This window comes from Streptococcus himalayensis (assembly GCF_001708305.1).
Classification (GTDB): domain Bacteria; phylum Bacillota; class Bacilli; order Lactobacillales; family Streptococcaceae; genus Streptococcus; species Streptococcus himalayensis.
The window spans coordinates 1,111,132-1,124,712 of sequence record NZ_CP016953.1; the positions used below are offsets into that span (position 1 = coordinate 1,111,132).

Sequence of the window (13,581 nt, forward strand, 5' to 3'; positions counted from 1 at the left end):
TTGCTATAATGAAAGAATGTGGAAAATAGAATTAGCGATACAAGTCTATTTTTCGGAAACTAGGAAAAAGGAAGAGGACAAGGTGGAACAAAAAGAACGGACTGGCTTAATTGCCTACTTATACTATAATCGAGATGCTAAAAAAATCACCCAGCTGGGAGATGTGGTCTATCATTCAAAAAAACATCGTTATGTTCAATTTTATGTTTTTGAAGAAGAAAAGGAAACACTGCTAGCTCAATTATCCAAGGAGAAGTTTATCAAAAAAGTAATCCCTTGTTACATTGAGGAGTTGGATACAAATTTTGTTGGAAACCTTCTAAAAGATAGTGAAAACGTTATTATGTAAAAAAAGAGACATTTGGGTTGACAATTGTCAGATAATTCGGTATATTCTTAACATATCAGTTTAGAAACTATTGAGGAGACAAACATGAAGAAAAAATTTGCATTATCATTTGTAGCTCTTGCAAGTGTTGCCTTTCTTGCAGCTTGTGGAGAAGTTAAGTCAGGTGGCTCGAATGCTTCTGGAACAGAAATTGGGGAAACCATTAAAATCGGTTTTAACTTTGAAGAAACAGGGGCAGTCGCAGCTTATGGTACAGCTGAGCAAAAAGGAGCCCAGCTTGCAGTGGATGAAATCAACAAGGCTGGCGGAATTGATGGGAAGAAGATTGAAGTCATTGATAAGGACAACAAATCTGAAACAGCTGAAGCTGCGTCTGTTACGACCAATCTTGTAACTCAATCAAAAGTAAGTGCTATCGTAGGACCTGCGACTTCAGGTGCAACAGCAGCAGCGATTCCAAATGCGACTAAAGCTGGTGTTCCATTGATTTCTCCAAGTGCGACCCAAGATGGATTGACAAATGGTCAAGATTACTTGTTTATCGCTACTTTCCAAGATAGCTTCCAAGGAAAAATTATCGCAAATTATGTCACAGAAAAATTAAGTGCGAAAAAAGTAGTTCTTTACACAGACAACTCTAGTGACTATGCTAAAGGAATTGCAAAATCTTTCCGCGATTCTTATAAAGGCGATATTGTTGCAGACGAGACTTTCGTAGCAGGAGATACAGATTTCCAAGCAGCATTGACAAAAATTAAAGGAAAAGAATTCGATGCCATTGTCATTCCTGGCTACTACACAGAAGCAGGTAAAATTGTAAACCAAGCACGTGGTCTTGGCATTGAGCAACCAATCGTTGGTGGAGATGGCTTTAACGGTGAAGAATTCGTTCAACAGGCTACACCAGAAAAAGCATCTAAGATTTACTTTATCTCAGGTTTCTCTTCAACAGTGGATGTATCGGATAAGGCTAAGAAATTCCTTGAAGCTTATAAAGCGAAGTATGGCAATGAAGAGCCTTCTACCTTTGCAGCACTTGCCTATGATTCAGTTTACCTTGTAGCTGAAGCAGCAAAAGGTGCAAAAACATCAATCGACATCAAAGATAACCTTGCAAAAACCAAGAACTTTGAAGGAGTAACAGGGGATACTAGCTTTGATGCGAACCACAATACAGTGAAAACAGCCTTCATGATGACCATGGAAAATGGTAAAGTAACAGCTGCAGAAACTGTAAAACCGTAAGAAAACTCCCATCACTGATAGAGTGATCAGCAAATTAGGAGAGTGAGAGAAATTCAAACGGAGTTTTTCTTGCTCCCCTTTTTGTGGATTTTAGGGAAACTATGATATAATAAACAACAGTGAATTTTTCACGTCTTGAAATTTAATAGAAAGTGTGGTTTTACATGCTCCAACAACTTGTCAATGGTTTAATCCTGGGAAGCGTTTATGCTCTGTTAGCCCTTGGTTACACCATGGTGTATGGAATTATTAAACTCATCAACTTCGCTCATGGCGATATTTACATGATGGGTGCCTTTATGGGGTATTTTCTTATCAATACGCTTCGCTTGCCTTTCTTTCTTGCCTTGCTATTAGCCATGGTTGGAACGGCTGGTTTGGGGGTCTTGATTGAGTTCTTAGCCTATCGTCCACTGCGTCATTCAACGCGTATTGCTGCCTTGATTACAGCGATTGGGGTATCCTTCTTCTTGGAATATACGATGGTATATCTTTTTGGAGCCAATACTCGCTCGTTTCCGCAGGTCATTGAAACAGTGCGTTATACCTTTGGTCCGATTAGTTTGACCAATATTCAGCTGATGATTTTGGGTGTGTCTTTGGTGCTCATGGTCTTACTTCAAGTCATTGTTCAAAAGACTAAAATGGGGAAAGCTATGCGTGCCGTATCGGTGGATAGCGATGCAGCTCAGCTGATGGGTATCAATGTCAATCGGACAATCAGCTTCACTTTTGCGTTAGGATCTGCTCTTGCAGGTGCAGCGGGTGTCCTGATTGCCCTCTACTATAACTCGTTAGAACCCTTGATGGGGATGACTCCAGGTCTAAAATCATTCGTTGCGGCGGTATTGGGAGGAATTGGGATTATTCCTGGTGCAGCCCTTGGTGGATTTGTCATTGGCTTATTGGAAACGTTTGCGACTGCTTTTGGGATGTCTGATTTCCGTGATGCCATTGTATATGCTGTTCTGATCTTGATTTTGTTGGTTCGTCCAGCAGGACTTCTTGGAAAAAATGTGAAGGAGAAGGTGTAAAACATGAAGAAAAATACAACAACCAATCTTGTGTGGCTAGGCCTTCTTACAGCTATTTATCTTTTGATTACGGTTCTTGCAAACCTAGGTATTTTGAATGATTTTTATCTTCAAATTTTGCAACAAATCGGTATCAACATTATTTTAGCAGTTGGTCTTAACTTAATTGTTGGGTTTTCCGGTCAATTTTCACTAGGACATGCTGGTTTTATGGCGATTGGAGCCTATGCAGCTGCGATTATTGGTTCAAAATCGCCAACTTACGGAGCCTTCTTTGCAGCTATGGTAGTTGGGGCTCTGATTGCTGGAGCTGTTGCTCTTGCGGTTGGTCTTCCAACGCTACGTTTAAAAGGGGATTACCTTGCGATTGCAACTCTTGGTGTCTCTGAGATTATTCGGATTTTGATTGTCAACGGTGGTGATTTAACCAATGGTGCAGCAGGTATTTTGGGAATTCCTAATTTTACGAGCTGGCAAATGGTGTATCTCTTTGTCGTTTTGACAACGATTTTTACCGTCAATTTCTTGCGCAGTCCGATTGGTCGGACGACCCTCTCTGTTCGAGAAGACGAAATTGCAGCAGAGTCAGTTGGGGTTAACACGACCAAAATCAAAGTGATTGCCTTTGTCTTTGGTGCCATGACAGCTAGTATTGCAGGTAGTCTTTATGCTGGTTATGTCGGTTCAGTCGTTCCAAAGGACTATTCATTTACCAATACCATTAACGTATTGATTATTGTTGTATTTGGAGGTCTTGGTTCAATGACAGGAACGATTGTGGCAGCGATTGTATTGGGAATTCTCAACATGCTCTTGCAGGATGTAGCAAGTATTCGGATGATTATCTACTCCTTGGCATTGATTCTTGTCATGATTTTCCGACCAGGTGGATTGTTAGGAACATGGGAGTTGAGTTTGTCTCGCTTTTTCAAAAAAAATAAGGAGGTGACAAAATAATGGCACTTCTTGATGTACAACATTTAACCAAGCATTTTGGTGGATTGACAGCTGTGGGCGATGTGACCTTGGAATTAAACGAGGGCGAATTGGTCGGCTTGATTGGTCCCAATGGTGCTGGGAAAACAACCCTTTTTAACTTATTGACTGGTGTCTACGAACCAAGTGAAGGAACCGTAACTCTGGATGGACATTTGTTAAACGGGCAAGCTCCCTATAAGATTGCCTCTCTTGGCCTAGGACGGACCTTCCAAAATATCCGTTTATTCAAGGATTTAAGCGTGCTGGATAATGTTTTGATTGCCTTTGGCAATCACCATAAAAAACATGTCTTTGCGAGTATGTTCCGTCTTCCTGCCTTCTATAAGCATGAAGAGGAGTTGAAGCAAAAGGCTCTTGATTTGCTTAAAATCTTTGATTTAGAGGGGGATGCAGCCACACTTGCTAAAAATTTAGCCTATGGTCAGCAACGGCGTTTAGAGATTGTACGGGCGCTTGCGACTGAGCCGAAAATCCTCTTCTTGGATGAGCCAGCTGCAGGGATGAATCCACAGGAAACCGCAGAGTTAACCGATTTAATTCGTCGTATTAAAGATGAATTTAACATAACGATTATGCTCATTGAGCATGATATGAGCTTGGTCATGGAAGTAACAGAACGCATTTATGTGTTGGAATATGGCCGCTTGATTGCTCACGGGACACCAGAGGAAATCAAAAATGACAAGCGTGTTATTGAAGCTTATCTAGGAGGTGAAGCCTAATGTCGATGTTAAAAGTTGAGAATCTTTCGGTTCATTATGGCATGATTCAGGCTGTTCATGATGTCAGTTTTGAGGTAAATGAAGGAGAAGTTGTTTCCCTTATTGGAGCCAATGGTGCTGGGAAAACAACAATTCTACGGACGATTTCAGGTTTAGTTCGCCCAAGTAATGGTCAAATTTCCTTCCTCGGTCAGGAAATCCAAAAAGTACCTGCTCAAAAAATTGTTGCAGCAGGACTATCTCAGGTTCCAGAAGGACGCCATGTCTTTTCAGGTTTGACAGTTATGGAAAATCTAGAAATGGGGGCCTTTCTCAAGAAAAATCGGGAAGAAAATCAAGCGAATTTGAAGAAGGTTTTCTCACGTTTTCCTCGCCTAGAAGAACGAAAAAATCAGGATGCTGCTACCCTTTCTGGAGGAGAACAGCAGATGCTTGCTATGGGGCGCGCCTTGATGTCAACACCGAAATTACTGCTTTTAGACGAGCCATCTATGGGACTTGCACCGATTTTTATTCAAGAAATTTTTGATATTATTCAAGATATCCAAAAACAAGGGACAACAGTTCTATTGATTGAGCAAAATGCTAATAAAGCACTTTCTATTGCCGATCGCGGCTATGTCCTAGAAACAGGGAAAGTCGTTCTATCTGGTACTGGTCAGGAATTGCTTGCTTCTGATGAAGTTCGTAAAGCCTATCTAGGAGGCTAATGACCATCAATATACGAAGGAACTGGGATAACTCCGGTTTCTTTTTTTGTTTGATACTTGTCAAAACCTGACGTCGTTAACTCACCTTGCTTCAACAGTCCAGCGGACTGTTGAAGGTTGGAAATAAGGGAGTGAGACAAAATTATCCAGCCTCGCTTCTTTTATAGCTGTAACAGTTTGACGCAGTAGTTGTCTGGTTTGTAGAATGTTGATAAATCAACATTCTAGTAGAGAGGGCTAGCAAAATGTTCGCTAGCTCTATTTCCAACCTTTCATAATTTTCAATTGCAAGGAGCGAGCTACGCTCGTTCTATTTCCAGCCTTCCACAATTCTCAATTGTGGAAGCTAGTCAACTTGCGGGGGTGGAAGTAAACGAATCCAGTGGATTCATTTAGCCCGAACCTAAAAATAAAGGAGTGAGGAAAATCGATTTCTTCGAAATCATGATTTTTATACATAATCTTCCAGATTACATTATTTTGAGGGTGAGCGCATCGCGCTCATCCTGGTTTGTCCCACTCCCTCAGCTAACCTCCGTTCCCCCTGTGGTTTTAGGACACAAGCTAGGCTAGTTTTATCGATCACCTTCCACATTTCTCAATTCTGGAACCTAGTCAGATGTTGATTTTTTAGAGTATGAATGATTGGATGTAGCTCTCTCACTAATGGAAAACTCTATTTCTCCGAGGAAAAGATGGAGTGATCTTTCTTATTTTTATGAAACAATCAAAAAAATAAGAAAACGCTTGCAATTGAACTCTTTATATGTTATACTGATATAGTAAAAAGATTCACAAAAGGAGAAAGCTTATGAAAGCTTATACATATGTTAAACCAGGCGAAGCAGCCTTTGTTGATGTTGAAAAACCAGTGGTTCGCAAACCAACCGATGCTGTGGTTCGTATGTTGAAAACAACAATTTGTGGAACAGACCTTCATATCATCAAGGGAGATGTTCCAGTTGTTGAAAGCGGTCGGATTTTAGGACACGAAGGTATTGCGATTGTCGAAGAAGTTGGTGAAGGTGTTACAAACTTCAAAAAAGGCGATAAAGTCTTAGTTTCTTGTGTCTGTGCATGTGGAAAATGTTACTATTGTCGTAAGGGGATTTATGCCCACTGTGAAGATGAAGGTGGATGGATTTTCGGTCACTTGATTGATGGTACACATGCAGAATATCTACGCGTACCGCATGCAGACAATACACTTTACCATACTCCAGAAGGTGTGTCAGATGAAGCTCTCGTTATGCTATCAGACATTCTTCCAACTGGTTATGAAATCGGTGTTATCAAAGGAAAAGTAGAGCCAGGATGTACTGTTGCAATTATCGGTTCAGGACCTGTTGGTTTGGGAGCTCTCCTTACTGCACAATTCTACTCACCAGCGAAGATTATCATGGTGGATTTGGATGACAACCGTTTAGAGACTGCTCTTTCATTTGGTGCGACTCACAAAGTAAATTCTGCTGATACAGAAAAAGCAATTCAAGAAATCTTTGATTTAACAGATGGCCGTGGGGTTGATGTTGCCATTGAAGCAGTTGGTATCCCAGCAACATTTGACTTCTGTCAAAAGATTATCGCAATCGATGGTACAATTGCGAATGCTGGAGTACACGGTGTGCCTGTTCAATTTGACTTGGATCGTCTATGGATTCGCAACATTAACGTAACAACTGGTCTTGTTTCTACCAATACAACGCCACAATTGTTGAAGGCTATGGAATCTCATAAGATTGCTCCTGAAAAATTGGTTACTCACTACTTCAAACTCAGTGAAATCGAAGAAGCTTACAAGGTATTCTCAAAAGCTGCTGATCACCATGCTATTAAAGTCATTATCGAAAATGATATCTCACCAGAAGCGTAATGAAAGAGAGGGCACTAGCCCTCTCAGACTGAAGACAAACTAGCCCTTAAACTAGTTTGTCTTTTTGTTTGCTGTGTTATTTGGCTCTTTGTCAACTGTAGTGGGTAGATGAAAAGCTAACACCTAGAGAGGACCAAATTGGTCTTCTCTCGTTTTATGTTTAAAGCAATGAAAATCCGCTTTTTAAAGTTTTCAAAGTTTCGAAAGCCAAAGGCATTGCGTTTGATGACTTTGATGAGATTATTCGTCGCCTCAAGTTTGGCATTTGAGTAAGGCAATTCCATGGCGTTGAGAATCTTATCCTTGTCCTTCAAAAAGGTATTAAATACGGTCTGGAAAATCGGGTCGACAGTCTGCCGAGTGTCTTGGATAAGTCCAAAAAACTGGTCAGCTTGCTTCTCCTGGAAGTGAAAAAGCAGTAGTTGATAGAGCTCGTAGTGTTCTCTCAGTTCTTGAGAATAGCCGAGCAGTTTAGCGACAATCTCCTTATTGGTCAAATGCATCCGAAAGGTCGGGCGGTAAAACCGCTTGTCACTGAGTTTTCGACTGTCCTGTTGTATCAATTTCCAGTAGCGTTTGAGCGTCTTGTATTCATGCGATTTGCGGTCAAAAGCATTCATGATTTGGGTACGGACACGGTTCATAGCACGGCTGAGATGTTGCACAACGTGGAAACGATCAAGCACGATTTTAGCATGAGGAAAAAGTTGTTTGGCTAGTTGATAGTAAGGGCTAAACATGTCCATAGTGATGAATTTAACGCGGTTTCTGACCTGTCTAGGGTATCTCAGAAAGTGATTTCGGATGGTTGCTTGCGTTCTTCCATCAAGGATAGCGATGACATTTAGGGAGTTGAAATCTTGAGCGATAAAGCTCATTTTCCCTTTCTTGAAGGCATACTCATCCCAAGACATGACTTCTGGAAGCTTAGACCACTCCGTTTCAAACTTAAACTCGTTGAGTTTTCGAATAACTGTAGATGTAGAAATGGAAAGTCTGTGTGCGATATGTGTCATTGCTTGCTTTTCGATGAGTAATTGTGCGATTTTCTGGTTGACAGCGACAGAGATTTGATGGTTTTTCTTAACAATAGGAGTTTCAGCGACCGCTATTTTCCCACATTCCTTGCATTTGAAACGACGCTTTCGAAGGCGGATAAGTAGCGGGTAGCCAGCAGTTTCTAAGTAGGGGATTTTAGAGGCTTTCTGGAAGTCGTACTTAGCCATTTGTCCCTTGCAGGAAGGGCATTTAGGGGCTGTGTAATCCAAGTGACCGTGGAGTTCTAAGTGTGTTCCCATGTCGCATTCATTAGTGATCGTGATATTTTTGTCTTTCATTTTGAGAAAATTTGTGATAAGATTTAGTTGTTCCATATGAGTCTTTCTAAATGATATTTTTGTCGCTTTTCATTATAGGTCATATGGGACTTTTTTTCTACACTGAAAAAGGCTCCATAATCTCCACAGTGGATTTACCCACTACAGATATTATAGAGCCTGTTATTTTTGAAAAAAGTAGTCTAAAAGAGTAGATTAGGGCAACATAAAAAGGCCTTCCTGCCCTCATTTTCACCAGTTTTTTGAGATTAAGGCACGCCAAAGTCAGCCCAACTTTATCTCGCATTTTGGGCTTACCAATTTCTCTTGTATAGCGGAGATTATGGTATTCTTTAGCCGTCCCAAAGAGTCGCTCTATCGTCTCCTTGCGGTGCTGATATCGCTCTTTCATCCCTCTTTGGTGGCGAATCTCTTCACAAATCTCCATGTAACCTTTCCAGATATGTCTGGTGACTAGCTTCTGCTTGGTCTTACTTTCAGTACAACTCTTTAGGAGTGGACAGGTTGCACAAGTCTTAGGGTCACTCTTGTATTCTCGATAGCCAGAACGGTTGGTAGTGCTGTAAGACAAGACTTGGTTTTCAGGGCAGAGGTAGACGTCATAATGCTCGTCATAAATGAAATCATTCGGTCGTAACATGCCCTTCTTGCCACGAGGTCTGGTGTAGGGAAAGACAGGTGTGATATGCTGATCCAGTAGACATTTGGCAATACTGGGAGTTTTATAACCAGAGTCAGCGATGATATAGTTGGGGTGAAACGGTTCTAGCTTTGCGAAAGCAGGGAAAGCTTGACTATCATGGACATTGCCTGCTTCAACAGTATAGGCTAATGCCCAACCGTGTTTGTCGCAAGCCACCTGTGCTGCATAAGCGAAAACCTCCTTATGCTCCCCCTTATGAAACCAACCACTATCAGGGTCAGTCGTGGACATCTTTTTAGTGTTAGCCTCGCCTTTTGCGGCGGGCTTTAAGGGCTTTTTTTCATGTGTTACCCGATCTTGTGCGATTTCTTTTTCGAGTTGTTCACTCATCCATTTAGCTTGAGCCTCGACCTCTTGTCGTCTGTATTTATGGTTGTTGGCAGCTGCTTTGATGTGCGTTCCGTCGATGAAAATCTCATCTGTATCCACTAATCCAGCAGTCAAACAGAGATTGAGGACATGTTCGAAGATACGCGTGATCACTTCTGTTTCAGCGAAACGACGGCTGTAGTTTTTACCGTATGTGGTAAAATGAGGCACCTTATCGTCCAGACTCAAGCCCAGAAACCAACGATAGGCAACATTGACCTCAATGTCCTTGATGGTCTGACGCATGGAGCGAATGCCATAGAAGCACTGAATCAGAGGGATTTTGACCAGCATAACAGGGTCAAGGCTAGGACGACCCTTGTCTGAGGAATAACTATCCTCCACCAAGTCATAGATGACAGAAAAGTCGACAGTTTCCTCCAACTGACGCAGAAAGTGGTCCTTTGGAACTAACTCTTCAAGCGTATAGAAGCCTACTTGACGACGGTTATAATCGGGATTTTCTTTGTGAAACATAGCCAACACCTCACATTCTTCTTACCTCTATTATACTCCTTGACATCAAAAAAAGCCCTCAGAAACAAGTATTTCTAGGACTTTGTCTTCAATCTGAGAGGGCACTAGCCCTCTTTTTTGCATTTTAAGTCTAGGAAATTTTTAAAAAATACAGTATAATGGAACTAGGAAAAGAAAAGGAGAATCTCCATGGCAGTAAAAGATTTTATGACTCGTAAGGTAGTCTATATCAGCCCGGATACAACAATTGCGCACGCAGCAGATATGATGAGAGAGCAAGATTTGCATCGGTTGCCAGTGATTGAAAATGATCGCTTGGTGGGCTTGGTGACCGAAGGTACCATTGCAGAAGCTAGTCCTTCAAAGGCCACGACCTTGTCTATCTATGAGATGAATTATCTCTTGAACAAGACCAAGGTCAAAGATGTGATGATTCGCAATGTCATTACCATCTCAAAATTTGCGAGTCTTGAAGATGCGGCTTATGTGATGTTGAAAAATAAGATTGGTATTTTGCCGGTCGTAGACAATGATCAGGTTGCAGGTGTGATTACGGATCGTGATATTTTCAGAGCCTTTTTAGAGGTTGCTGGATATGGTGAGGAAGGAATTCGATTGCGTTTTGTCACAGAAGATGAAGTTGGAGTGATGGAAAAAATTATCCATTTGATTGTCGGTGAAAATCTGAATATTGCCAATATCTTGAACATTTCTCGTCAAGATGGCAAGGTTATCACAGAAATGCAGCTGGATGGGAATGTTGATTTAGCGGCTTTGAAAGCAAAATTTGAAACGAGTGGCATTCCAGTTGAGGATATCGTTCGTACAAGTGCTAAGAAATTATAAGAAAAAAGTTGCAGAGATTTTCTGCAACTTTTTTATCGTTGAATGGGTTGTTTATTTTCATCCAATGTAAATCCTTCTCCCATAATCTCATGGGCATCGGTAATTGTTGTAAAGGCATGGGGATCGATATCCAGAATAATCTGTTTCATATCCTGCATTTCATTTCTCCCAACAACGCAGTAGAGGATTTTTAAATCAGTTTGGCTATAAAAACCCTGTCCGTTTAGGAAAGTAACACCGCGTTCGAGTTCTTCTCCGATTTTTTGAGCGAGTTCTTGCGGATGAGCACTTACGATGAGAAATCCTTTTCCGGCATATCCACCTTCTCCAATCAAGTCGATGACACGAGAAGCGATAAAGACAAAGATGAGGGTGTAGGTCACCATGACAATATCTTTGAAGACAAAAACAACTAACATCAGAACAAAGGAATCCACAAGGAGCATGAGTTTTCCGATGGACATGCCTGTGTATTTGTGGGCGATACGAGCCACGATATCCGTTCCTCCAGTCGTTCCCCCAGCATTAAAGATAATTCCAAGGCCTGCTCCTAAAATAATACCTGCTAGAAGACTGACAATGACCAAGTCTCCCTCTAAATCAAGCGTGAATGGAATTTTTTCAAAGAGGGCTAGCCAGGCTGAAACGGCAAAAGTCCCTAAAATACTTGAATACAAGGTTTTGACTCCGAAAATCCGCCAATAGAGAATAAAGAGCGGAATGTTAATCAGCAAGTTCATCAATGAGACAGGGATTTTAAATAAATAATAAGTGATTAATGTAATCCCTGTAGCCCCTCCCTCAAATAGATGGTTGGGAATGACTAGATAGTTAATTCCAAAGGCAAAAATGCCCGCTCCTAATAAAATAAGAGCATAGTTTTTTAGTTTGCTCATAGTTGTCTCCTAAGTGATTCTAATCCTGTCTCTATTGTATCAAAAAAATAAGTTTTTGGAAGAGGGAAACGAATATTTTTTAGCAGTGATTTTTCTTGATTTTTTTGATAGAATAAGAGTTAGAAAAAAATGAAATGAGACGATATGAGAAAAGGTAGATTGATTTCCTTGGAAGGACCAGATGGTGCGGGGAAATCCACGGTGTTGCTAGCTTTAGAAGAGCGATTAAGGCAGGATGGAATTGATTTTATAACGACTCGTGAACCGGGCGGTGTAGAGATTGGAGAAGCTATTCGAGAGATTATCCTCAATCCTCGTCACACAGCTATGGATGACAAGACAGAACTGCTCTTATATGTGGCTAGTCGTCGGCAACATTTACGCGAGAAGGTTTTGCCTGCTTTAGCAGCAGGAAAGTTGGTGTTAATGGACCGTTTTATCGACAGTTCGGTTGCTTATCAGGGCTTTGGACGAGGTCTATTGGTTTCTGATATCGAATGGCTCAATCAGTTTGCGACTGATGGCTTGAAACCTGACTTAACTCTTTATTTGGATATTGAGGTAGAAGAAGGTTTGGCTCGGATTGAGAAAAGTAAGGACCGGGGGGCGGATCGCCTTGATCAAGAAAGTGTTGCTTGGCACCGGCGTGTCCGAGAGGGGTATTTGTCTATTTTATCAAAAGAGCCACAACGAGTGGTTAAGATTGACGCCAGTCAGACACTAGAGCAAGTTATCTCAGCTTGCTGGGCTAGGCTGCAAAGAGAATGTGAATAGTTCATGAAGGAAGAAACATTACGAATCATTCAGCCAGAACAAATTCAGCGATTTGAAAAAATCTTGGAACAAAAGCGGCTTCATCATGCCTACTTATTTACTGGTGCTTTTGCTAGTTTTGAAATGGCACAATTTCTTGCCCAAGCCTTATTTTGTGAGGAAAAAAAAGGAGTTTTTGCCTGCGGACGTTGCCGGAATTGTCGCTTGATTGAAGAAGAGGCTTTTTCTGATGTAACAGTCTTACGTCCTACGAACCAGTTAATCAAGACAGAGACAATTCGTGAATTGGTGCGGAAATTCTCTCAATCAGGGATTGAAGGCAATCGACAGGTATTTATCATTTGTGAAGCAGATAAGATGCATGTTCATGCAGCTAATAGCCTGTTAAAGGTCATTGAGGAGCCCCAAAGTGAGATTTATGTCTTTTTCCTAGCGAGTGATGCGGAAAAGATTTTACCAACGATTCGCAGTCGAACGCAGGTCTTTCATTTTCCCAAGTCTCATGCCTATTTGGTGCACCGTTTGGAGCAGGAGGGGCTGATGCGTCAGCAAGCGGATATGCTTGCGACCTATGCTCAATCTGAAGCCGAAGCGTTAGGAGCTGCTAAAAGCACGAGTTTTATGCGTTCTTTGGATGAGGTCGAACGTTTTGTGAAGAGTTTGTTAAATGGGCAAAAACTGGCTTATGTACAGGTTTCTAGCTTAGTACACCTAGCAGATGACAAGGAAAAACAAGCACAGATTTTACGCTTAATCGAGGTCTGTCTAGCCAAAGAAATCATGCAGCCAAAAGCTCAATTTTACTTGACTGCTTTAAGCAAAACATACCAAATGTGGCAAGCGAATGTCAGTTTTCAGAATGCTTTAGAATACATGGTTTTAAACAGACAATCGTCTTTTTAGAGAGGAATATCATACTGTAGATGAATAAGAAAGAATTATTTGATGCCTTAGATGCTTTTTCGCAAAATCTCTTTGTCACCTTGGCTGAAGTAGAGGCTATTAAAAAAAATCTAAAAACGGTAATAGAAGAAAATACAGCTCTAAGGCTTGAAAATGATAAATTACGGGAACGTTTGGGAGAGGTGGAGCGCTCAACTCCAATCAAGACCAATCAAGGGAGAGACAATCTAAAACGGATTTATGAGGATGGTTTTCACATTTGTACGGATTTTTATGGTCAACGTCGTGAAAATGATGCAGAATGTATGTTTTGTGATGAATTGCTCTTTAGAAAGGTCTAAATC

General features: G+C 41.2%; 14 protein-coding genes. 11 read left to right on the forward strand and 3 right to left on the reverse strand.

The annotated features are described in order from the left end of the window. The first annotated feature begins 82 nt into the window (after positions 1-82). The 7 genes from BFM96_RS05300 (at position 83) to BFM96_RS05330 (ending at position 6,932) form a co-directional block, all read left to right on the forward strand. On the forward strand, positions 83-349 hold the full coding sequence (locus tag BFM96_RS05300; protein WP_068994196.1) for a DUF2129 domain-containing protein: 267 nt from the start codon (positions 83-85) through the stop codon (positions 347-349). A gap of 84 nt (positions 350-433) precedes the next feature. Next, positions 434-1,594 (forward strand): ABC transporter substrate-binding protein, encoded by a 1,161-nt coding sequence (locus tag BFM96_RS05305; protein WP_068991286.1) that lies wholly within the window; start codon positions 434-436, stop codon positions 1,592-1,594. Positions 1,595-1,758: 164 nt separating this feature from the next. Then, positions 1,759-2,628 (forward strand): branched-chain amino acid ABC transporter permease, encoded by an 870-nt coding sequence (locus BFM96_RS05310; protein ID WP_068991287.1) that lies wholly within the window; start codon positions 1,759-1,761, stop codon positions 2,626-2,628. 3 nt (positions 2,629-2,631) lie between these two features. Continuing rightward, on the forward strand, positions 2,632-3,585 hold the full coding sequence (locus BFM96_RS05315; protein WP_068991293.1) for a branched-chain amino acid ABC transporter permease: 954 nt from the start codon (positions 2,632-2,634) through the stop codon (positions 3,583-3,585). Next, a complete protein-coding gene (locus BFM96_RS05320) occupies positions 3,585-4,349 on the forward strand; it encodes an ABC transporter ATP-binding protein (RefSeq protein WP_068991297.1) in 765 nt (254 codons plus the stop codon). Before BFM96_RS05315 ends, BFM96_RS05320 begins: the two co-directional genes overlap by 1 nt. After that, positions 4,349-5,059 (forward strand): ABC transporter ATP-binding protein, encoded by a 711-nt coding sequence (locus BFM96_RS05325; RefSeq protein ID WP_068991299.1) that lies wholly within the window; start codon positions 4,349-4,351, stop codon positions 5,057-5,059. Before BFM96_RS05320 ends, BFM96_RS05325 begins: the two co-directional genes overlap by 1 nt. An 811-nt stretch (positions 5,060-5,870) precedes the next feature. Further along, the gene (locus BFM96_RS05330) at positions 5,871-6,932 is read left to right on the forward strand and encodes a zinc-dependent alcohol dehydrogenase family protein (protein WP_068991301.1); all 1,062 of its coding nucleotides are present in this window, start codon (positions 5,871-5,873) and stop codon (positions 6,930-6,932) included. A gap of 116 nt (positions 6,933-7,048) precedes the next feature. On the opposite strand, the gene BFM96_RS05335 is transcribed toward BFM96_RS05330, so the two are convergent. Beyond that, entirely contained in the window at positions 7,049-8,305 is a 1,257-nt protein-coding gene (locus BFM96_RS05335; RefSeq protein WP_068990592.1) for an ISL3 family transposase, read from the reverse strand. A 61-nt stretch (positions 8,306-8,366) separates the two neighbouring features. After that, positions 8,367-9,818, reverse strand: coding sequence for an IS1182 family transposase (locus BFM96_RS05340; protein WP_083201749.1), 1,452 nt, complete (start codon positions 9,816-9,818; stop codon positions 8,367-8,369). A gap of 189 nt (positions 9,819-10,007) precedes the next feature. Between BFM96_RS05340 and BFM96_RS05345 the strand changes: the two genes are divergently transcribed. Then, the gene (locus BFM96_RS05345) at positions 10,008-10,664 is read left to right on the forward strand and encodes a CBS domain-containing protein (protein ID WP_068991304.1); all 657 of its coding nucleotides are present in this window, start codon (positions 10,008-10,010) and stop codon (positions 10,662-10,664) included. 32 nt (positions 10,665-10,696) lie between these two features. Here the strand turns inward: BFM96_RS05345 and BFM96_RS05350 are convergent, their stop codons facing one another. Further along, positions 10,697-11,560, reverse strand: coding sequence for a YitT family protein (locus BFM96_RS05350; protein ID WP_068991307.1), 864 nt, complete (start codon positions 11,558-11,560; stop codon positions 10,697-10,699). A 144-nt stretch (positions 11,561-11,704) separates the two neighbouring features. On the opposite strand from BFM96_RS05350, the gene tmk reads away from it, so the two are divergent. The 3 genes from tmk to yabA are packed head-to-tail and all read left to right on the forward strand — an operon-like array spanning position 11,705 to position 13,578. Continuing rightward, the gene (tmk, locus tag BFM96_RS05355) at positions 11,705-12,334 is read left to right on the forward strand and encodes a dTMP kinase (protein ID WP_068991310.1); all 630 of its coding nucleotides are present in this window, start codon (positions 11,705-11,707) and stop codon (positions 12,332-12,334) included. 3 nt (positions 12,335-12,337) lie between these two features. Next, on the forward strand, positions 12,338-13,237 hold the full coding sequence (locus BFM96_RS05360) for a DNA polymerase III subunit delta' (RefSeq protein ID WP_068991312.1): 900 nt from the start codon (positions 12,338-12,340) through the stop codon (positions 13,235-13,237). 20 nt (positions 13,238-13,257) lie between these two features. Then, on the forward strand, positions 13,258-13,578 hold the full coding sequence (gene yabA, locus BFM96_RS05365; RefSeq protein ID WP_068991314.1) for a DNA replication initiation control protein YabA: 321 nt from the start codon (positions 13,258-13,260) through the stop codon (positions 13,576-13,578). The last annotated feature ends 3 nt before the right edge of the window (positions 13,579-13,581 follow it).

Excerpts from the sequence above, each read along its gene's own strand:
- BFM96_RS05335 (WP_068990592.1), bottom strand. The coding sequence starts at position 8,305 with ATGGAACAACTAAATCTTATCACAAATTTTCTCAAAATGAAAGACAAA.
- BFM96_RS05310 (WP_068991287.1), top strand. The coding sequence starts at position 1,759 with ATGCTCCAACAACTTGTCAATGGTTTAATCCTGGGAAGCGTTTATGCT.
- BFM96_RS05315 (WP_068991293.1), top strand. The coding sequence starts at position 2,632 with ATGAAGAAAAATACAACAACCAATCTTGTGTGGCTAGGCCTTCTTACA.
- BFM96_RS05350 (WP_068991307.1), bottom strand. The coding sequence starts at position 11,560 with ATGAGCAAACTAAAAAACTATGCTCTTATTTTATTAGGAGCGGGCATT.
- BFM96_RS05340 (WP_083201749.1), bottom strand. The coding sequence starts at position 9,818 with ATGTTTCACAAAGAAAATCCCGATTATAACCGTCGTCAAGTAGGCTTC.
- yabA (WP_068991314.1), top strand. The coding sequence starts at position 13,258 with ATGAATAAGAAAGAATTATTTGATGCCTTAGATGCTTTTTCGCAAAAT.
- tmk (WP_068991310.1), top strand. The coding sequence starts at position 11,705 with ATGAGAAAAGGTAGATTGATTTCCTTGGAAGGACCAGATGGTGCGGGG.
- BFM96_RS05305 (WP_068991286.1), top strand. The coding sequence starts at position 434 with ATGAAGAAAAAATTTGCATTATCATTTGTAGCTCTTGCAAGTGTTGCC.
- BFM96_RS05360 (WP_068991312.1), top strand. The coding sequence starts at position 12,338 with ATGAAGGAAGAAACATTACGAATCATTCAGCCAGAACAAATTCAGCGA.
- BFM96_RS05325 (WP_068991299.1), top strand. The coding sequence starts at position 4,349 with ATGTCGATGTTAAAAGTTGAGAATCTTTCGGTTCATTATGGCATGATT.
- BFM96_RS05345 (WP_068991304.1), top strand. The coding sequence starts at position 10,008 with ATGGCAGTAAAAGATTTTATGACTCGTAAGGTAGTCTATATCAGCCCG.
- BFM96_RS05320 (WP_068991297.1), top strand. The coding sequence starts at position 3,585 with ATGGCACTTCTTGATGTACAACATTTAACCAAGCATTTTGGTGGATTG.
- BFM96_RS05330 (WP_068991301.1), top strand. The coding sequence starts at position 5,871 with ATGAAAGCTTATACATATGTTAAACCAGGCGAAGCAGCCTTTGTTGAT.